This is a genomic window from Glutamicibacter sp. BSL13 (assembly GCF_052928425.1).
Genome location: NZ_JAVGCZ010000036.1, coordinates 1 through 19,348, shown reverse-complemented (window position 1 = coordinate 19,348; position 19,348 = coordinate 1). Strand labels below are relative to the sequence as shown.

At 68.2% G+C, this 19,348-nt stretch carries 14 protein-coding genes and 1 pseudogene; 5 read left to right on the top strand and 10 right to left on the bottom strand.

Annotated features, from left to right (window positions below):
- Positions 1 to 88: 88 nt before the first annotated feature.
- Both RCJ92_RS08510 and RCJ92_RS08505 read right to left on the bottom strand, forming a co-directional pair.
- Positions 89 to 1,018 (bottom strand): AraC-like ligand-binding domain-containing protein, encoded by a 930-nt coding sequence (locus RCJ92_RS08510; protein WP_446754317.1) that lies wholly within the window; start codon positions 1,016 to 1,018, stop codon positions 89 to 91.
- 100 nt (positions 1,019 to 1,118) lie between these two features.
- Positions 1,119 to 1,694 (bottom strand): TetR/AcrR family transcriptional regulator, encoded by a 576-nt coding sequence (locus tag RCJ92_RS08505; RefSeq protein ID WP_138176619.1) that lies wholly within the window; start codon positions 1,692 to 1,694, stop codon positions 1,119 to 1,121.
- Positions 1,695 to 1,820: 126 nt separating this feature from the next.
- Between RCJ92_RS08505 and RCJ92_RS08500 the strand changes: the two genes are divergently transcribed.
- The 4 genes from RCJ92_RS08500 (at position 1,821) to RCJ92_RS08485 (ending at position 7,467) form a co-directional block, all read left to right on the top strand.
- Complete coding sequence (locus tag RCJ92_RS08500; RefSeq protein ID WP_346921494.1) at positions 1,821 to 3,731, top strand: primary-amine oxidase; 1,911 nt, start codon at positions 1,821 to 1,823, stop codon at positions 3,729 to 3,731.
- On the top strand, positions 3,715 to 4,218 hold the full coding sequence (locus RCJ92_RS08495) for a hypothetical protein (RefSeq protein ID WP_138926720.1): 504 nt from the start codon (positions 3,715 to 3,717) through the stop codon (positions 4,216 to 4,218). The genes RCJ92_RS08500 and RCJ92_RS08495 overlap by 17 nt, the downstream gene beginning before the upstream one ends.
- Positions 4,219 to 4,443: 225 nt before the next feature.
- The gene (locus tag RCJ92_RS08490) at positions 4,444 to 5,910 is read left to right on the top strand and encodes an NAD(P)/FAD-dependent oxidoreductase (RefSeq protein WP_446754316.1); all 1,467 of its coding nucleotides are present in this window, start codon (positions 4,444 to 4,446) and stop codon (positions 5,908 to 5,910) included.
- A 66-nt stretch (positions 5,911 to 5,976) separates the two neighbouring features.
- Positions 5,977 to 7,467: a gamma-aminobutyraldehyde dehydrogenase gene (locus tag RCJ92_RS08485; RefSeq protein WP_446754315.1), complete on the top strand. Its 1,491-nt coding sequence runs from the start codon at positions 5,977 to 5,979 to the stop codon at positions 7,465 to 7,467.
- Here RCJ92_RS08485 and RCJ92_RS08480 read toward each other — a convergent pair.
- From RCJ92_RS08480 to RCJ92_RS08470, 3 genes are all read right to left on the bottom strand, one after another.
- A complete protein-coding gene (locus tag RCJ92_RS08480) occupies positions 7,464 to 8,588 on the bottom strand; it encodes a CDP-glycerol--glycerophosphate glycerophosphotransferase (RefSeq protein ID WP_138926722.1) in 1,125 nt (374 codons plus the stop codon). The genes RCJ92_RS08485 and RCJ92_RS08480 overlap by 4 nt on opposite strands.
- Before the next feature lie 95 nt (positions 8,589 to 8,683).
- Positions 8,684 to 9,679: a metal ABC transporter solute-binding protein, Zn/Mn family gene (locus RCJ92_RS08475; protein ID WP_446754314.1), complete on the bottom strand. Its 996-nt coding sequence runs from the start codon at positions 9,677 to 9,679 to the stop codon at positions 8,684 to 8,686.
- Between the two features lie 34 nt (positions 9,680 to 9,713).
- The gene (locus RCJ92_RS08470; protein WP_396277127.1) at positions 9,714 to 11,003 is read right to left on the bottom strand and encodes a YibE/F family protein; all 1,290 of its coding nucleotides are present in this window, start codon (positions 11,001 to 11,003) and stop codon (positions 9,714 to 9,716) included.
- 230 nt (positions 11,004 to 11,233) lie between these two features.
- Between RCJ92_RS08470 and RCJ92_RS08465 the strand changes: the two genes are divergently transcribed.
- Positions 11,234 to 12,499, top strand: coding sequence for a CPBP family intramembrane glutamic endopeptidase (locus RCJ92_RS08465; protein WP_446754313.1), 1,266 nt, complete (start codon positions 11,234 to 11,236; stop codon positions 12,497 to 12,499).
- Between the two features lie 84 nt (positions 12,500 to 12,583).
- On the opposite strand, the gene RCJ92_RS08460 is transcribed toward RCJ92_RS08465, so the two are convergent.
- The 5 genes and pseudogenes from RCJ92_RS08460 to RCJ92_RS08440 all read right to left on the bottom strand — a co-directional run.
- Positions 12,584 to 13,534, bottom strand: a complete 951-nt coding sequence (locus RCJ92_RS08460; protein WP_246049565.1) for a baeRF2 domain-containing protein — start codon at positions 13,532 to 13,534, stop codon at positions 12,584 to 12,586.
- 368 nt (positions 13,535 to 13,902) lie between these two features.
- Entirely contained in the window at positions 13,903 to 15,012 is a 1,110-nt protein-coding gene (locus RCJ92_RS08455) for an oxidoreductase (RefSeq protein ID WP_138926727.1), read from the bottom strand.
- An 87-nt stretch (positions 15,013 to 15,099) separates the two neighbouring features.
- Entirely contained in the window at positions 15,100 to 16,428 is a 1,329-nt protein-coding gene (gene mgtE / locus RCJ92_RS08450; protein WP_246049566.1) for a magnesium transporter, read from the bottom strand.
- A gap of 643 nt (positions 16,429 to 17,071) precedes the next feature.
- A complete protein-coding gene (locus RCJ92_RS08445; protein WP_138176590.1) occupies positions 17,072 to 18,481 on the bottom strand; it encodes an L-serine ammonia-lyase in 1,410 nt (469 codons plus the stop codon).
- Positions 18,482 to 18,659: 178 nt separating this feature from the next.
- Positions 18,660 to 19,348, bottom strand: a pseudogene (locus RCJ92_RS08440) (serine hydroxymethyltransferase); the annotation flags it as partial.

Sequence of the window (19,348 nt, the reverse complement as noted above, 5' to 3'; positions counted from 1 at the left end):
GGTGTCTTGGCATTGCGCGCACACCACTTGGCATCGGGTGCAGACCTGGCCTGTGGGCGGTGAAAATCCGGGAGCGGCGCGGCGGGCCCTAGCCGGCGAGCTGCTGCCGGTAGCGGCTGGGACTCACCCCGTGGTGGGCGGCAAAGGCCCGGGCGAAGCCGGCCGCATCGGGCAGGCCCACCCGCGCGCCGATCGCCTGGATCGGCACCTGGACCAGCATTGGGTCCGTCAGCAGTTCGGCGGCCAGTTCCATGCGCTGGTGGCGGATCAGGGCGCCGACCGGCCGGGGCTCGGCGGCGAACAAGGCGTGCAGGCTGCGCACCGAAAGGTAGTGCGCGGCGGCGATGCTGCCCGGGCACAGCGCCGGATCGGCCAGCCGGGTTCGGATGTACGCCTGGATGCGCTGGCGTTGGCGCTGCTGGTCCCCGGCGGGGCTGGCCGGGGTCAGCACCCCGCCCAGCGCCGTGGCCAGCAGGTCCGAGGCGTTGCGCGCCAGCGGCGCGCCGCCGTGTTCATCCCACTGGTCCAGGTGCTCGCCCAGGTGGTGCAGCAGCGGGGTGACGGTGCCGGCCAGCGGATGGCGTCCGTCCAGCTTCACGGCGGTGATCTGGTGGACCTGCTCCTGGGGCAGGCGGAACTGCTCGTGCGGGATCATGACCACCATGGTGGTCGCCTCGCGTTCGAAGGCCAGCGAATAGGGCCGCTGGGTGTCGTAGATGGCCAGTTCCCCGGGGGCCAGCAGCACCTGGCGCCCGTCCTGGACCAGCAGCCCATGCCCGGTCAGCTGCAGTGAAACCTTGAAGTACTTCCCGTCCCCGGCCGCCGCCAGCGGTTCGGTGCGCTGCACGGCGTGGGGCTTGGCACTGATGCGCATCATCCCGATCCCGCCAAGCATGTTCGTGGCCAGGCTGGCGCGGAACCGGCCGGAGGACACCGCTTCGCTGCGCAGCGGGACGAAGGACTGGGAGACCAGGTCCGACCAGGCGGTGTGCGAATCCACGTGCTGAAACTGGTACATCCCTCTCCTCCCGGCGCCGGCACCGCCCCTGTAGTGCGCGTCACGTTGAATGTACGGCAGATTTTCGTCGCTGTCACCTGCTCCCGCTGCGCCAGGGGGGCTAATGCAGGGATTCGAGGAGGTAGTCCAGCTGCGCCAGCAGCTGCTGGCGCGAGTTGCCCGCATGGTCCAGCACGGCGGTGATCTGCGCCCCGAGCAGGAAGGTCATCAGCGCATTGCGCGCCACCTCCACGCGCTGCGGGTCCAGGCCCGGCACCTGGTGCAGCCAGCCATCGAGCTGGCGGCGCCAGTCATCCATGGAGTTTGCGTTCAGCTGCGCCATCTTCTCATCCTGCAGGGCCACGTGCCAGAAGTGGATGACCACCCGGGACTCGTCGCGGCGCTCCTCATCCAGCGGCAGCACCTCGGCGGCGAAGGCGCGGATGGCAGCCATTCCCGCCAGGCCGCGGGTGGTGCGGGCGATGCGCCGCCCGGTGGAGTTGAACACGAAGTTGAACGTGGCCGAGAGCAGCGAGTTGCGGGTGGGGAAGTACGGTTTGAGCCCCCCGTTGGCGTAACCGGCCGCGGCGGCCAAATCACGCAGGTTCAGCTTGTCGAAGCCCTGCTGGGCAATGAAGCGCCAGGTGACTTCGATGATTTCGCGGCGGCGCTGCTCATGGTCAACGATCTTGGGCATGTCACCAGTCTAGGGCCGGGGCAGAAATATCCCGTGACCCCTTGTGAAGCACTCCACAAATCCGTATTCTCTACACGTAGAGAATTAAAAGTGTTTCGCTTCACACCCCCTGGAAGGTTGCATCACATGAAGACTCGCACCGTGGACTACACCCTGCTGGGCGCCGAGGAAATCGCCGCCGCCCGCCGGCTGCTGCAGGAGAACAACCTGTTCACCGCCTCCACCCGCATCGCCTACCTGGGCCTGGAGGACCCGAACCCGCAGGCCCCGGCCCGCCGGGTGCGGGTCATGCTCATGGATTCGGCGCTGAATGAGCCCAAGGACGTGGTGCTGGACCTGACCCGCAACGAGATCGAGCAGGTCACCGAGATCGACGCGGCGGCCGTGGGGCAGCTGCCGGTGCTGGAGGAGGAGTTCGAAAAGGTCGAGGCCATCGTGGCCGCGGACGAAGGCTGGATCCAGGCGCTGGCCAAGCGCAACCTCACCGTCGAGCAGGTGCGCGTCGCGCCGCTGTCCGCCGGCGTCTTTGAGTACCCGGAGGAATCCGGGCGGCGCATCCTGCGCGGGCTGGCCTTCCGCCAGGACTTCGCCGAGGACTCGGCTTGGGCCCACCCGGTGGACGGGCTGGTCGTCTACATCGACACCGTCGCCGGCAAGGTGGACCAGATCCTGGACTTTGGACCGGTGGACATCCCGGCCGACCACGGCAACTACACCGACCCCGAGCTCACCGGCCCGATCCGCGACACCCAGAAGCCGCTGCTGATCACCCAGCCGGAGGGCCCCAGCTTCACCGTCACCGACGGCAACCACGTCGAGTGGGAGAAGTGGAGCCTGGATGTGGGCTTCGACATGCGCGAGGGCCTGGTGCTGTACAACATCGCCTTCGACGACAAGGGCCAGCGCCGACGCATCCTGGACCGCGCCTCGATCGCCGAGATGGTCGTGCCCTATGGCGACCCCTCCCCGGTGCGCAGCTGGCAGAACTACTTCGACACCGGCGAATACCTGATCGGACGCATGGCCAACTCCCTGGAACTGGGCTGCGACTGCCTGGGCGAAATCCACTACATCTCCCCGGTGGTGGCCACCGCCGACGGCGAGGCCCGCACCATCCACAACGGCATCTGCATGCACGAGGAGGACTCCTCGATCCTCTCCAAGCACTCCGATGACTGGTCGGGGGTGAAGTACACCCGACGCAACCGCCGCCTGGTGATCAGCTTCTTCACCACCGTGGGCAACTACGACTACGGCTTCTACTGGTACCTGTACCTGGATGGCACCATCGAATTCGAGGCCAAGGCCACCGGCATCGTGTTCACCTCCGCAATGCGCGACGAGCGCTTTGCCTCGGAGATGGCCCCGGGCCTGGGGGCCCCGTTCCACCAGCACATCTTCGGCGCCCGGCTGGACTTCGCGCTGGATGGCGGGCCGAGCCAGGTCATCGAGGAGGAGGCGGTGCGCCTGCCGATCAGCAAGGAGAACCCGCGCGGCAACGCGTTCAGCCGCAGCCACACGGTGCTGTCCACCGCCAAGCAGGCGGTGCGCGATGCGAACATGCCCGCCGGGCGCTCCTGGGTGGTCACCAACCCGGAATCGAAGAACTACCTGGGCAAGCCGGTGGGCTTCAAGCTGCACCCGCAGGGCCTGCCCACCCTGCTGGCCGCCGAGGGCTCCTCGATCCACAAGCGCGCCACCTTTGCCTCCAAGGCGCTGTGGGTCACCAAGCGCGAGGCCGGGCACCGCTACCCCACCGGCGACTTCGTGAACCAGAACCCGGGCGTGGAGGGGATCAACGACTGGATCGCCGATGACCACAGCGTGGACACCCAGGACATCAGCCTGTGGCACACCTTTGCGCTGACCCACTTCCCGCGCACCGAGGACTGGCCGATCATGCCGGTGGACTCGGTCGGGTTCAAGATCCGCCCCGAGGGCTTCTTTGACCGCTCCCCGGTGCTGGATGTGCCCGAGCCGGTCAAGCACGGCTGCTGCTCCAGCGGTGAGGCCGAGTGCTGTGGCGGCGGAAACTAGGCGCACCGCGGGCACCTGGGTGCTGGCCGGCGGCGCCGCGGCGCTGGCGGCCGCCCACGTGCTGATGCTGCTGGCCCTGCCCCACTCTCCAGGCTGGGTCATCGCCCTGGGTGTGATGACCCTCTGGTGCCTGAAGTGTTCGGTGGACGCCCTGCGCACCGGGCAGCTGCTGGGGCTGCTGCTGATGAGCGCGGCCATGGGCATTGCGCACGTCGTGATGGTGCTGGGCCTGCCGCTGGGGCACGCCGGACACGCGGCGCATGCCGCGGCTTCCGGCGGCCATGCGGACGGGCACCTGTGGATGCTGGTGATCGCGCTGGCCGAATTCACCCTCATGTTCGGCTGCGCCCTGGGGATCAGCGCCGGGCGCCGGGTCCGCGGTTCCACCGCGGCCCGCAACGCCGCCGGGTGCGCCGTGGCGCACCGCAGCACCCGGAGCGCGCGCGCCGTCCCGGCGGCCGCGCCCCTGGTGCCCTCCGGGTCTTGACAGTCTGCCGGCCACCGCGGTTGAATGTGTAATGAATCACATTCACTACACATTCAACCGTGATCCTTGTGGGGAAGAGGGATAAGCGTGGCCAGCCTCCGGCTCCCACTGAGCACCCCTCCCCCGCTGCGACCACACTGGTCATCCCACCACTTCCAACGCTGGCGATGAATGGGCCCGCCTTCGCCCACCCGTTCACCGACCTCGACAAGGGATGACCTGCCCGTGACCGCCACCCCATCCACCCCCGCCACCGGCCCGCTGAGCTTTGATCGGCATGAGGCCGAAATCGACCCCGACCGCATCCGCCGGTCCCTGGCCGGGGCCCGGCACACGTCCTATTGGCTCGACACCCCGCTGCGCCCGGACCCGCACCCGGCCCTGGACGGTCCCGCCTCCTGCGACCTGCTGGTCATCGGCGGAGGCTACACCGGGTTGTGGACCGCCCTGCAGGCCAAGGAGCGCGACCCGCAGCGCAGCGTCATCCTGCTGGAGGCCGAACGCATCGGCTGGGCCGCATCGGGACGCAACGGCGGGTTCTGCGAGGCCTCCCTGGTGCACGGCGAATCCAACGGCGAACAGCACCTGCCCCGGGAGAACGCCCGGCTCACCGAGCTCGGTGAGGAAAACCTGCTGGAGCTGCTGGAGACCATCTCCCGCTACAACATGGACGTGGAGCTGATCAAGGACGGCATCCTCACCGTGGCCACCGAGGACCACCAGGTCCCGTGGCTGCGCGAGGAGCACGCGGCACACCCCGACACGCTCTACCTGGGCCCCGATCAGGTGCGCGGCTGGATCAACTCCCCGGACTTCAAGGCCGGACTGTACAGCGAAACCGACGGGGTGCTCGTGCACCCCGCCAAGCTGGCCTGGGAGCTGGCCCGGGTGTGCGACGAGATGGGGGTGCAGATCCACGAGCACACCCGCGCCGAAGCGCTGGCCCCGGTGGAGGGCGGCCTGCGCGTGCTGACCCCCAGCGGACAGGTTGAGGCCGAACGCGTCGCCCTGGCCACCAACGCCTTCCCCTCGCTGCTGGCCCGGCACCGGCTGCACACCATCCCGGTCTACGACTACGCGCTGATGACCGAACCGCTCAGCCCCGGGCAGCGGGCGGCGCTGGGCTGGGAGAAGCTGGTGGGCCTGTCCGACATGAACAACCGCTTCCACTACGTGCGCCCCACCATTGACGCCGAGGGCGGTTTCCGGCTGCTCTACGGCGGCTACGACGCGCTCTACCATTTCGGCGGGCGGATCCGCTCCAGCTACGACCGCTCCGAGGCGACCTTCGAAAAGCTGGCCGCCCACTTCCTGGGCAGCTTCCCGCAGCTGGGCCAGGTGCGCTTCTCCCACGCCTGGGGCGGGGCGATCGACACCTGTTCACGCTTCTTCGCATTCTTCGACAGCGCCTACGGCGGGAAGGTGGCCTACTCGGCCGGCTACACCGGCCTGGGGGTGGGGGCCACGCGCTTTGGGGCGAAGGTGATGCTGGACCTGCTTTCGGGGAAGCCGACCGAGCTGACCGGACTTGAGATGGTGCGCCGCAAGCCGATCCCGTTCCCGCCCGAACCGGCCGCCTGGCTCGGGGTGAAGCTGATGACCGGCCAGCTGGCCCGCGCCGACCGCAACCAGGGCCAACGCTCCCTGTTCCTGAAGGCCATGGACAAGCTCGGCATGGGTTTCGACTCCTAGAACTTCGCGCCGGCACCGGCCCGCGGCCGGACCCATTAACGACCACCCCCAGGAAAGGGACCCCAGATGCACAGCTACGACTTCCCCCACGGCCACCAGTTCATCAACGGCGCCTGGCGCCGCGGCGGCGGCCAGCGGGTGGAGCGGATCAATCCCGCCACCGGCACCGTCCTGGAAACCATCGACTACGCCAGCGCCGAGGACGTGGAGGATGCGGTGCGCGCGGCCCACACCGCCTTCGGGTCCTGGTCGCGGCTGACCCCCGCCGAACGCTCCGGGCACCTGCTGGCGCTGGCGCGCGAACTGGAATCCCGGGCCGAACTGCTGGCCGCGGTGGAAACCGCGCAGACCGGCAAGAGCATCCGCATGTCCACCGAGTTCGACGTGCCCGGCTCCATCGACAACGTGAACTTCTTCGCCGGGGCGGCGCGCCACCTGCAGGGCCTGGCGGCCGGGGACTACGCCGGAAACTCCACCTCAATGGTGCGCCGCGAGCCGGTCGGGGTCATCGGTTCGATCTGCCCCTGGAACTACCCGCTGCAGATGGCCGCGTGGAAGATCCTGCCGGCGATCGCCGCCGGGAACACCATCGTGCTCAAGCCCAGTGAGCTCACCCCCGGCACCACGCTGCTCTTCGCCGAGGCCGCCCACGCCGCCGGGCTGCCGGCCGGGGTGATCAACGTGGTGGTCGGTCCGGGGCCGAGCGTGGGTGAACAGCTCGTGGGCCACCGGCTGGTGCGGATGAGCTCCTTCACCGGTTCCACCGCGGTGGGCCGGCGCATCATGGCCCTGGCCGCGGAAACCGGCAAGCGGGTGCACCTGGAACTGGGCGGCAAGGCCCCGTTCGTGGTGTTCGACGACGCGGACCTGGAGGCCGCGGCACACGGCGCGGTGGCCGCCTGCACCATCAACGCCGGGCAGGACTGCACGGCCGCCACCCGCGCCTACGTGCACAGCTCGGTCTTCGAGGCGTTCACCGCCCGGGTCACCGAGCTGATGGAAACCATGGTGGTGGGAGATCCCACGGACCCGGACACGGACATGGGGTCCCTGATCAGCGACACCCACCTGCGCCGGGTCGCCGCCATGGTGGACCAGGCGCTCGCACAGGGCGCCACGGTGCGCACCGGCGGAACCCGGCTGCCGCGCCCCGGCTCATTCTTCCCTCCAACGCTGATCACCGGGGCCCGGCAGGATTCGGCGATCGTGCAGCAGGAGGTGTTCGGCCCGGTGCTGGTCGCCCTGCCCTTTGACACGGACAATGAGGCGATCACCCTGGCGAACGACACCCCCTATGGCCTGGCGGCCAGCGCCTGGACGCGGGATGTGAACCGGGCCCTGCGCGCCGCGGCGGAGATCGAGGCAGGCTGTGTGTGGATCAACGAGCACATCCCGATCATCTCCGAGATGCCGCACGGCGGCTACAAGGCCTCGGGGCAGGGCAAGGACATGAGCCAGTACTCCTTCGACGAGTACACGAACATCAAGCACGTGCTGCTCTCCCACGAACGGGCCGCGCACCGCCCGTGGCAGGACACGGTGTTCCGCCAGCGCTAGGAGCCGCAGACCAGCCGGCGCAGCAGCTCGGTGGCCTGCCCCGGGGTGGTGGTGGCGAAGAAGTAGCTGGCCAGCTCCTGCTGCCCGGCACTGCCGGCCCGGCCCAGTTCCAGGACCCGCTCGGCCAGGTCCTGGCCCGCCGCCGCGGAGCCCAGCAGCTGGTCGGCCGGCAGCCGGCGGGTCAATTCGCAGTCCTGGCTGCCAACCGCCAGCAGCGGCACATTCAGCGCGATCGCGTCATAGGCCATCGCCGAGATGTCGCAGATCGCCACGTCGCTTTCGGCCAGGGACTGGCCGGGGTCGGCGACTGGGTCCAGGTGCGCAGCGTACTCCCGGCGCAGCCCGGCCAGCAGCTTGCCCACCTGCGCCGAGGTGTCCCCGGTCTTCGGGTGCGGCCTGAAGCGCAGCTCAATGCGCTCGTCCCCGGCCAACGCCTCCAGCAGTTGGACGCCATGGGTTTCCAGCGAGGAGTAGCCCATCGCCTTCGAATCGCCCTCCCAGGTGGGGGCGTAGAGCACCCGCAGCCGGCGCAGCCCGGTGGTGCGGGTAATCCCATCCAGCTGTGGGCGCCCGATCGGCACCAGCGCGGCCGGGTCAAAGCGCGGGATGTGCGCCCTGATGCGCTCGATGGCCGCCGGCCCGGCCACCGCCACCCGGTCGTAGGCCTTGAGCTGGTTGGAGACCATGGAGATCTTCTCGCTCTCCCCATGGTTCAGGTGCACGTGCAGCGGGCCGTTCATCCGCAGCATCGTGAAGTTGCCCTGTGCGTTGTTCACGTAGCAGATGGTCCTGGTCCCGGCCTTGGCCAGGCGCTGCTCGACCTGTTCCATGGAGCGGGAGAAGAACACCGGCAGCCCGGTCATCTGAAGCAGCTGGCGGGCGGTGAGCGCGTTCATCACCACGATTCCGATCCGCGCCCCGGATTCGGCCAGGGCCTCGAAGGGACGCAGCCACACCTGCAGCTGGTAGATCTGGCTGGGCGGTTCGGAGAAGAACAGGACCGTGTGCGTCTGGCGCAGTTCCCGGTGCTGGGCGTTGATGCTGCGGCGCACCGCCGGTTCGGCGGCCAGGGCTCGGGCCCGGCCCACGGCCAGGCGCAGTTGTCGGGTGATCAGGGACATGGCTTAAGTCTACGGAACCACCGCGCCCGCCCTGCCCGGCGCGCCACGGGCCGGCTTGGCCGCCGGCTCGACCGCCGGTTCGGCGGGCTCCTGCGCTATTTGCCTGCCGCGGCGGCCAGGTCATCGACCTGGGCGCCCATCCAGCCGACGTAGTCCTCATCCGGGCCCATGGTCTCGGCGAAGTCGACCACCGGCACCGAATGGGCCTCGGCGGTGGAGCGGATCGCGACGCTGTCGTGCCCCTCGGTCTGGATGTTGTAGGCCAACAGGTCAATCTGTCCGTCGGCGAGCGCATCGTTCATCTTCTTCAGGGTCTGCGGCGGGATGTCGCCGCCGGCCTCGACCGCTTCGCTCAGCCCCTGCGGGGTGGCGTCGTGCATCCCGGCGTCCTTCAGCAGGTAGAAGGGCACCGGCTCGGTCATCGCAAAGCTCTTGCCGTCCAGCCCGGCGGCCGCCGCCCGGTCCTTCAGTTCCTGCAGCTCGGTGCTGAACTGCTCGGCGTTGGCCTGGAACTGCTCGGCGTGCTGCGGGTCGAGTTTGCCGAACTCGCTGGCCAACCGCTCCCCCAGGGCCTGCATCGAGTCCAGGTCGAACCAGACGTGCTCGTTGTACCCGGCATGCTGGTGGCCCTCATGCCCGCCATGCTCGTGCTCGTGCTCGTGCTCTCCCTGTTCATCGTGCCCGGCCTCGGCGCTCGCTTCGACGGCCTCGGGCGAGGTGTCCACGGCGTGGATCTGCTGGGCCACCTGTTCGGAGGGCATTGAGGAGATCAGCTGGTCCATGAAGGCGTCGTAGCCGCCGCCGTTGGCCAGCACCACCTCGGCCTTGGAAATGGTCAGCTTGTCCCGTGCGGTGGGCTCATAGGAGTGCGGGTCCTGGGCCGGGGAGGAGATGATCTCGGTGGCCTGCACGCGGTCGGCGCCGATGCGCTGGGCAATGTCACGGTAGACGTTGGTGGTGGCGACCACCTCAATGGCATCGGGGTTCTGCTGCTCCTGCGGGGACTGTGCGCTGCCCTGGGCGCACCCGGCCAGGATCAGTGCGCCCACCGGCAGCAGCAGAAGCGTCGGGGTCAGGTGGCGTGCGGTCACGGGCGGCTCCATTCCAAAGAATCACTAATGAGAACTATTCTACATTAATGTGAGAATGGTTCGCACCAGCGGTTTCGGCGCCGGCTCGCCGGGCCCGCGGCAGGGTCCCATGGGCTCCCCCGGTTCCGGTGGCCTTGACCACCAGCACGGCGATCAGCGTGGTCACCGGGATCGCCAGCACCAGCCCGATCGAGCCAATCAGGATGCGGATAACCTCCTCGGCCATCGACCCGGTGCTCAGCGTGCTGCCCACCCCCTGGTTGCTCAGCGCCGCGATCGCCAGGATCGGCAGCGCCGCCCCGGCGTAGGCGAAGGCGATCGTGTACACGGTGGAGGCGATGTGGTCCCGCCCGATGCGCATCCCCTTGGCGAACAATTCGCCGGCCGTGGCCCGCGGCGCGGCCTCGGCCAGCTCCCAGACGGTGGCGGACTGGGTGATGGTCACGTCGTTGAGCACCCCCAGCCCGCCGATCAGCAGCCCGCAAATCAGCAGCCCCGTTAACGACACCTGCGGCGCCACCGTGGACAGGGTCATCGCGTGCTCATCGGTGGCCCCGGTCAACGCCGCCGCATCGGTCAGCCACACGGCCAGCCAGGCGGTGACGCCCAGCCCGAAGAGGGTGCCCAGCAGCGCCGTGGAGGTCTTCGCGTTCAGGCCGTGGGCAAAATACAGCGCCCCGAACATGATCACCGTGGAACCCACCAGCGCCACCAGCACCGGGTTCTGCCCCTCCAGCAGGGCCGGGACCATGAACATCATCATGAACGCCACCCCGCCCAGCAGCCCGATCAGTGCCCGCCCGCCACGCCACCCGGCGACCAGCACCACCACCAGCGCGTAGGCCAGGGCCAGCAGGACCATCGGGGTGGTGCGCACGAAATCGACGAAGACATAGGGCACCGCCTCGGTGCTGGCCCCCGCCAAATCCAGGTAGCGCACCCGATCCCCGGAACCCACATCCCGGGAGCTGAGCGTTTCGGGCGGCACCTCCAGCTGGATCTCCGCCCCGCCGCCGTCGGGCATCACGTAGGTGACCGGGCACTGCAGCTCCTTGCCGCCCACCTCGTCCAGCCCCTGGCTGGAGGGGCAGATCTGCGACTCGGTGCGGGTGACCGTGCCGGTGGACATCTGCACCGACCCGCTGGTGTCCATCGGGCCGCTGAGCGCGAAGCGATCGTAGTTTCCCTGGGGCCACAGCACGATCACCATCACCAGCGCAATGGCTCCCACCGGCGCCAGCAGCGCCCAGAGGATGATCGAGGCGCGCTTGCGGCGCCGGGGATCCAAGAGGATCTGCGAATGTTCGTGATGGTGATGGCCCACGTGCCTGCCTTTGTCGTCCTGCCCGAGATGGGCCGCTGCGTGCCCGGATGTCGTGGCACCACATCGAAGACGATGCGCAATGGTGCCCGCACCAGTGTAGCCAGCGCGCCGGGGCCAGGGCAGCGGCGAATCGCACAACGCCCCGCGTGCGGCGCCGTCCGCGGGGATGAGCAAACAAATCCACCCAAAGGTTCATGGGTTTACCCCACCGCACCAGCGAGAATTGCCTTATGACCAGCCAGCCAGAACGCGTTGAGCCTTCGCCTTCCCCCGCGGGCGGCGATCCGCAGACCGAACCCCGCTACGCCTTCCACCGCCTGATGCGCCGCGACCGGCAGTACCGGTGGTGGCGGCCGCTGGCGGTGGGCGGCACCACCCTGGGCTTCTATCTGGCGCTCACGGTCCTGATCGTCATCGCCATGATCGCGATGATGCTGGCCTCCCCCACCGCGTGGATGGACACCGGCACCGGCGACCCGTTGGCGGCCAGCGAGGAACTGGCACTGGACATGAGCAATCCCTCGGATTTCATCCTGACCATGCTCTCGCTCATCCTGCTGATCCCGGCCTGCTTCTTCGCCTACCTGCTGCTGGGCCCCAAGCCGGTGGGCCTGCTGTGGTCGGTGACCGGCAGGCTGCGGTTCCGCTGGCTGGCGGTGTGCCTGGGTGCGGCGCTGGGGGTGTACCTGCTCTACTTTGGCGGCGGGCTGCTGCTGGAAAGGATCGGGGTGCTGCCCTCCGCGCCGGTGCCCGCCCAGAGCGTGCCCGATTCCCCGGTGCTGATGGTGATCCTGGTGCTGCTGCTGGTGCCGTTCCAGGCACTGGCCGAGGAGTACCTGTTCCGCGGGATGCTGATGCAGATCATCGGCGGCTGGCTGAAACATCCGCTGTTCGCGATCCTGCTGCCCCTGCCGTTGTTCGTCTTCGGGCACCTCTACGACGTCTACGGCCTGCTGGATGTGGCGGCCTTCGCGCTGGCCGCCGGCTATCTCACCTGGCGCACGGGTGGGCTGGAGGCGGCCATCGGAATGCACGTGGTGAACAACGTGCTGCTGTTCCTGATGGGCGCGGCCGGGCTGATGGACATGAACGCCACCGAGGGATCCCTCGCGGCCCTGCTGCCCTCACTGGTGCTGACCGCGGTCCTGACCTTCCTGCTGGTGCGCCTGGCCGATCGTTTCGGCGTGCAGCGCACCGCCGGGCCGGCTCCGCTGCCGCCGCAGCCGCAATACCTGGTGCCGTGGTCAACCGGCGGTCACCCGCATTTCCCGCAGTACCACCAGCAGCAGTACCCGGGGCAGCAGTACCCGGTGCCGGGGCACCCGGCCCCGGGGAACTACCCGTCGGGCCATGCCCCGCACCCCGGGCACCCCACGGGCGCCTATTGGGCGCCGCCGGCCGAACAGCTTCCGCCGTACCCGAACCCACCGCAGCAGGGACCGGGCGCTGCGGGGCAGGGAACCGATAACCCGCCGGAGCAACAGCCCGGCGGCTAAGCGCCGCCCCTGACGCCCCGGTCGGCGGCGGGCAGGGAAAAGGCGTGAGCATTGGGTAATGCTCACGCCTTGGGACTAGTGGGATCAGTGGTTGTTGCGCGGCCAGCGCAGCAGGGCAGCGATGCCCACCCCGTTGGGCAGCAGCCCGTCGGGGACGTAGCGGATGGTCGCATCGGTCAGCGCGGTGGCCCGCAGCAGCACCTCAGGCGCCGGCCATTGGCCGATGACCAGTTCGGCGTGGTTCGGATCATCCTCCACCGCCACCCAGGGTTCGGCGCTCAGGGCCCGCAGCGTGTGCTCATCCTGGTACTGGCTGACCAGGATCGTGTCGGCCTGCGCCTGCTGCAGGGCCTCCACCACCTCGTTGATGCCCAGGGCCAGGTTCGCCCGCGAGTTGCCCGAGTTGTCCGCCACCCGCTGGGAGAGGGTCTCCAGCTCGGTCGCGGTCACGGTGTCCACCAGCTTGCGGATTTCCGCGTCCACGGCGTTGCGGTCGGCCCCGCCGGTGCGGGTATTGGCCTCCAGCATGGCCACCAGGGGCTGCAGCGAGGAGTGCACATAGTCGCGCACCATCTCCCGGGATTTCACATCCCCGGAGATCACGATGAGCCGCACGTAGTTATCGTGCGCCATCTCCCGGATCAGGTCGGCGACCTCCTCGGCGTTGCGCCGGGCCATTTCTTCGGCCGCGGCCTGGTTCTTGGGCTGGTCGTATTCCCCGGGCACCTTGCGGGCCACGTGGGTTTCCTCCGGCACGCCCACGATGCCCCGGCTGGCGACCCGTTCGGGGGAGGTGGTGTTGTACAGGTGCACTTCACCGCCGGCCCGCCCGGCCTCGGCCACCAGATAGGAGAAGGCCCCGCCGCGGGCGCGGGCCAGGGCCACAAAGTTCGGGAACGGTCCGGTGTCCACCGCAGTGTTTTCCACCTTCAGGCCCGGGATGATTTCATTGAGCACCACCTGTCCGTCGTGGACGGCAACCATGCGGGCCACCGGGGCGCGCAGCCCCTCGACCGGCTGCAGGGCTTCGGTCATTGCTGAGATGTCGCGAGGATCCGCTTGCTGACTTTTGAGGGTCTTGGCAACTTCATCAGGTAGCCGGTCAGCGGCCTCCTGCGCCGCCGTGGTTCCCAGCGAAGCATCTGCCAAAACAGTGCTCCAAGAGCCGGTCTTTCGATAGAGCGAAGCGTCGATTCCATTAGAATCCGCGCGCAGTGCCATGCTGACTCCCTTCCGCACGCGACCGTTGCAGTCGCGCAGCGACTAGATCCGTGTGACTAACCTAACACCCCAAGTGGTTCCCCGGAAGAGGTGCGGCTCATCAGCTGGTGTCTTGCCAGTGTGCCCCATCGCGACGGTTCATGGCACCGCAGAAGACCGGTTCTGCGGTGCCTTTGAGGGAACTACCAGCGCCCGCGCCAGTATTGTGGTGGGATGGCAGGTTCGGCCTGTAGGGTGTGCGCGGCGCGGTTGGCCCACTGCGGGTCGCCCAGCGCGGCCCGTCCGATGCTCACCCCGTCCGCAGCGCCGGTGACCAGGACCTGTTCGGCCTGCACCGGGTCGGTAATCGCCCCGACGGCGGTGACGAACGCGTCCTGCGGCAGCCCCTGGCGCACGGCGGCGGCCAGCGGCACCTGGTAGCCCGGGCCGCTGGGGCCGTGGAAGGCGCCGATCCCGGCACTGGAGATGTCAAAGGCCCGCACCCCCATCTGGTACAGCTCCCCGGCCAGGCGCACCGTGTCCGCAATCCCCCAGCCCTGCGGCACCCAGTCCTCCCCGGAGAAGCGGATGCCCAGCACCTTCTCCTGCGGCCAGACCTCGGCCACCGCCTGCACCACCTGCTTCAGGTAGCGCACCCGGTTCTCGTAGCTGCCGCCGTACTCGTCGGTGCGCGTGTTGGACAGCGGGGAGAGGAACTGGTGGATCAGGTAGCCGTGGGCGGCGTGGATCTGGATCGCGTCGAACCCGGCAACGTCGGCACGCTGGGCGGCCGCCGCCCAGTCGCGCACCGAACGCTGGATCTGTTCGATGCTCATTGCGGTGGACGGGGCCAGCCCGTAGAGGTCAGAGGGGCTGGAGGTATAGGTCTGCCAGCCGCCGTCCTGCTCGCCGATGCTGCCGGTCTTGCCGTCCTTCGCCGGGCCGGGCAGCCAGGCGTAGGTGGAGGCCTTCGCCCCGGCGTGGGCCAGCTGCACGCTGATCTTCGCGCCGTGGGAGTGGACGTAGTCCACGATCGGCGCCCAGGCCCGCTCCTGTTCGTTGTTCCACAGCCCGGCATCCCGATCCGAGATCCGCCCCTCGGCGGCGACCGCGGTGGCCTCGGTGTGGATCAGGGAGAACCCGCCGTGGGCCATCGAGCCCAGGTGCACCAGCTGCCAGCTGGTGGGCACCCCGTCGCGGGCGTCGACCGCGTACTGGCACATCGGGGCCAGCACCACGCGGTTGCGCAGCTCAAGGCCCTGCCCGTCGCGGGTGGGAATGGTGATGGGGGTAAAGAGTTTGCTTTGCGCCATGCTAGGTGTGACACCGCCGCCGGCGGCATTATTCCGTCCCGCACGCGCCCGGTGCCCAAATGTTGGCGGTGTCACACCCCGGCGCCGCTACATCCCGCCGAAGTTTTGCACCACGCTCATGGCGACGCTGAAGTACACGACCAGCCCGGCCGCGTCGACGAACGTGGAGATGAACGGGTTGGAGAACACCGCCGGATCCACCCGCAGCAGCTTGCCGATGATCGGCATGATCCCGCCCACCGCCGCGGCGATCGTGCACAACGCCACCAGGGTGATGCCGATGATCACCGCCACCTGCAGGTCAAAGACCAGGCTGGCGATCAGCAGCGCCAGCGAGCCCAGGCACAACCCCAGGATCCCGCCCACGCGCACCTCGCGCAACAGCACCCGGCCCAGGTCCGCCACCCGGATGTCCCCAACCGCCAGGGCGCGGGTCACGGTGGTGGCCGCCTGGTTGCCGGTGTTCCCGCCGATGCCCACCACCAGCGGGATGAACAGGCTGAGCACCACCATGGACTCCAGGGTCTCCTCGAAGCTGGAGAGCACCTGCACGGTCAGGGTCGCGCCGATGCCCAGCACCAGCAGCCACACCAGCCGGGACTTGACCAGTGAGCGGATCGGGGTGGTCAGGTAGGGGCGGCGCAGCGGTTCGGTGCCGGCTCCGCGCGCCGAGCGCTCCTCTTCCTCCAGGTCGATCAGCCGGATGGCATCGTCGATGGTCAGCACCCCCACGACCCGTTCCTCCAGGTCGAGCACGGGCATGACCATCACCCGGGTGTCGATGGTGCGCCGCGCAGCGACCGCCACCGGTTCGTTCGCGGTGGCGGTGTAGGGCTCGCTGGCCAGTTCGCCGACCAGCTGCTCATCATCCGCCCCCATCAGTTCACGCAGGCTGACCACCCCGACCAGGCGCCGCGCGCCGTCGGTGATCAGCACGGTGTAGATGCTTTCCACATCGTCCATGACCCGGTGGATGCGCCGCATCGTCTGGGCGACGCTGAGACCGGGGTGGGTGGTGACGAAGTTCGGGCTCATCACGTGGCCCACCACCCCGGAGGAGTAGCCCAGCAGCACATTGGTTTCACGCCGTTCACGCTCCCCCAGGCCCTGCAGCAGTTTGGCGGCGACCTGGGCGGGAAGCTCATCCAGCAGCGCCACCCGGTCATCGGGGTCCATCGCGGCAAAGACCTCGGTGACCGGGTGGCCCTGCATGGCCTCGAGCAGTTCGGCCTGCACGGGGGCGTCGAGCATCTCGAAGACGTCCATGGCCCGGTCCTTGTGCAGCATCCGGTAGGCGATCGCCGAGTCCTTCAGCGGCAGGCTTTCCAGGTGCTCAAGCACCTCGGGGACCTCCAGGGCGTCCAGCACCCGGGACAGTTCGGCCATGTCGCGCTCGTCAATGGCGCGACGGATCATACGGGAAGTAGTTGAGAAATCTACCTTGTCGGTGGTGTTCACTGGCATCAGTCCAAACACGGTTCAGGGGCGCGCCGAGACCCGCCCTTCCGCAGATTTCCGCGGGCTTTTGCAGGAAGCCCGGAACGAAGCCCGCTTCTTGGATGCGGGGATAAATCTACTGGTCAGGCAGCTGGCGCGCTGGCGAATGGGGTCATGGTCGCGAGACCCCCGTGCATGACTGAGTACTTCCGGGCTAGCGGGCCAGGAACAAAGAGGGAACGGAGGTTCGCGTGGTGGTAGATCGACTCGGTCCGTCTTCCATGCGGTTCACCTCCTGGATTGGTCGGGGATCGGCACCCCGGAACGTATCCTTACCTCTTAGTTCTATCACCGAACGGTTGCTTTCCCGAATCGGTGCCGCGAATCTCACAGCCCGTGACGCCCCGGCAGGGCCGCATTCGGTGGAACGCTGCCAGGCATCGAACGATGCCGGGTGAGCGCTTTAAAGGTGTGTCCCCACTAATGACGGCGCGGTCAAGGGGTGTTTCTCCAGTCCCGGGGCTCACCGCGTTAAATGGCAACGGGTGGCGGAGCATTCCGCCACCCGTTGGGTGTCCGCGGCCGCCGACGGTGCTGCCCGCCGCGGCTCAGGCGTCGGCGATCAGCATTCGACGACGTTGACGGCCAGGCCGCCCATCGCGGTTTCCTTGTACTTGTCGCTCATGTCCTTGCCGGTTTCGCGCATCGTGATGATCACTTCGTCCAGCGTCACGTGATGCTGCCCGTCGCCCATCAGGGCCATCTTCGCGGCGTTCACCGCCTTGGAGGCGGCGATCGCGTTGCGTTCGATGCACGGTATCTGCACCAGTCCCCCGATCGGGTCGCAGGTCAGACCAAGGTTGTGTTCCATGGCGATCTCCGCGGCGTTCTCCACCTGGGCGGGGGTGCCGCCCAGCACCTCCGCCAGGCCGCCTGCGGCCATGGAGGAAGCCGAACCGACCTCACCCTGGCAGCCGACCTCTGCCCCGGAGATGGAGGCCTGCTCCTTGTAGAGCACGCCGATGGCCCCGGCGGTGAGCAGGAACTTGACCACGGCCTCGTGCTTTTCCTCCTCGTTCCAGAACTTGGCGCCCGGAGCGTAATGGGTGGCGTAGAACAGGACGGCTGGGATGATGCCGGCGGCCCCGTTGGTCGGGGCGGTGACCACCCGGCCACCGGAGGCGTTTTCCTCGTTGACGGCCAGCGCCACGAGGTTGATCCACTCCTGCCAGTAGACCGGGTCGCGGTCCTTGTCCTCCTTGCGCAGCCGGGCATGCCATTCCGGCGCGCGGCGGCGGACGTTCAGCCCACCGGGCAGCACCCCGGTGCGTTCCAGCGCCGAGTCCTTGCACTGTTCCATGACGTTGTAGATGTGCACCAGCCCGGAGTAGATTTCCTCCCGGGTGCGCCAGGTTTCCTCGTTGGCGAGCATGATCTGGGCGATCGACTTGCCGGTCTCGGCGCAGTAGTCCAGCAGCTGCGCGGCGGTGGTGAACGGGTAGGGCTGGGCCTTGACCTTTTCCTCGAGGTTTTTCTCGATCCGTTCCTCGGCGCCGTCCTTGACGATGAACCCGCCGCCCACCGAGTAGAAGGTCTCCTCCAGCAGCGTTTCACCGCTGGCGTCCAGCGCCGCGAACTTCACGCCGTTGGTGTGCCGGGGCAGGATGGTCAGCGGGTGTTGGATCATGTCGGGCACCGAGTAGGCGATGTCCTTGCGGGAGCCGAGCTGCTCGGCCAGGCGCAGCGGTGCGCCGGATTCGATGTCGGCCAGGCGCTCATCGACCTGTGCGGGCAGGATGCTTTCCGGCTCGTAGCCCTCCAGCCCCAGCAGGATGGCGGTGAAGGTGCCGTGTCCCCGCCCGGTGGCAGCCAGCGAACCGTAGACATCAACCCGCACGGTTTCCAGCTGCTCCAGGTATCCCTTGTTCACGACATGGGAGATGAAGGCATGGGCCGCGCGCATCGGGCCCACGGTGTGGCTGGATGAGGGGCCGATACCCACAGAAAACAAATCAAAGACGCTGATTGCCATCGCAGATCACTTCCTTAGGTATAACGAGACCGGCCGGGCCGGCCCTAAAGTAGGTGCGGGTTCCAGGGCTCGGCCTGGAACACCCGCGGTGTGGGAACGCGAAGTTCCCGTGATGACGAAGGGTCCGGAAAGTGCGTCCAGCGCACTTCCCGGACCCCTCATCGGGTGTTACCGGGTGTTACTTGGACACCTTCGGCAGCTCCGGGTAGAGCGGGTGGGCCGCAGCCAAATCCAGCACCCGCTGCTTCAACTCCCCAAGCTTGCCCGTACTACCCTCCACACCAGCAATCAACGTCTGCGCAATAACCTCCGCCACCTCAGCAAACGCCTCCTCCGAGAAACCACGCGTCGCCAACGCCGGGGTACCGATCCGCAACCCCGAAGTCACCATCGGCGGACGCGGATCAAACGGCACCGCATTACGGTTCACCGTGATCTCCACCTGCGCCAACAAATCCTCCGCCTGCTGGCCATCGAGCTCGCTGTTACGCAGATCCACCAACACCAGATGCACATCAGTGCCGCCGGTCAGCACGCTGATCCCCTTGGCCTCGACATCGGCCTGGGACAAACGCTCGGCCAGAATCCGCGCACCAGCCAACGTCCGCTCCTGGCGTTCCTTGAACTCTTCCGACGCGGCGATCTTGAACGCCACCGCCTTGCCCGCGATCACATGCTCCAACGGGCCGCCCTGCTGACCCGGGAACACCGCCGAATTCAGCTTCTTGGCAATCTCCGCCTCATTCGACAAAATAATCCCGCCACGCGGACCAGCCAAAGTCTTATGCGTGGTCGAGGTGACCACATGCGCATGCGGCACCGGCGACGGATGCAACCCCGCAGCCACCAAACCAGCAAAATGCGCCA

Coding starts and splice junctions, on each gene's coding strand:
- RCJ92_RS08510 (WP_446754317.1), bottom strand. CDS start 1,018: ATGTACCAGTTTCAGCACGTGGATTCGCACACCGCCTGGTCGGACCTG.
- RCJ92_RS08505 (WP_138176619.1), bottom strand. CDS start 1,694: ATGCCCAAGATCGTTGACCATGAGCAGCGCCGCCGCGAAATCATCGAA.
- RCJ92_RS08500 (WP_346921494.1), top strand. CDS start 1,821: ATGAAGACTCGCACCGTGGACTACACCCTGCTGGGCGCCGAGGAAATC.
- RCJ92_RS08485 (WP_446754315.1), top strand. CDS start 5,977: ATGCACAGCTACGACTTCCCCCACGGCCACCAGTTCATCAACGGCGCC.
- RCJ92_RS08480 (WP_138926722.1), bottom strand. CDS start 8,588: ATGTCCCTGATCACCCGACAACTGCGCCTGGCCGTGGGCCGGGCCCGA.
- RCJ92_RS08465 (WP_446754313.1), top strand. CDS start 11,234: ATGACCAGCCAGCCAGAACGCGTTGAGCCTTCGCCTTCCCCCGCGGGC.
- RCJ92_RS08460 (WP_246049565.1), bottom strand. CDS start 13,534: ATGACCGAAGCCCTGCAGCCGGTCGAGGGGCTGCGCGCCCCGGTGGCC.
- RCJ92_RS08455 (WP_138926727.1), bottom strand. CDS start 15,012: ATGGCGCAAAGCAAACTCTTTACCCCCATCACCATTCCCACCCGCGAC.
- mgtE (WP_246049566.1), bottom strand. CDS start 16,428: ATGATCCGTCGCGCCATTGACGAGCGCGACATGGCCGAACTGTCCCGG.
- RCJ92_RS08445 (WP_138176590.1), bottom strand. CDS start 18,481: ATGGCAATCAGCGTCTTTGATTTGTTTTCTGTGGGTATCGGCCCCTCA.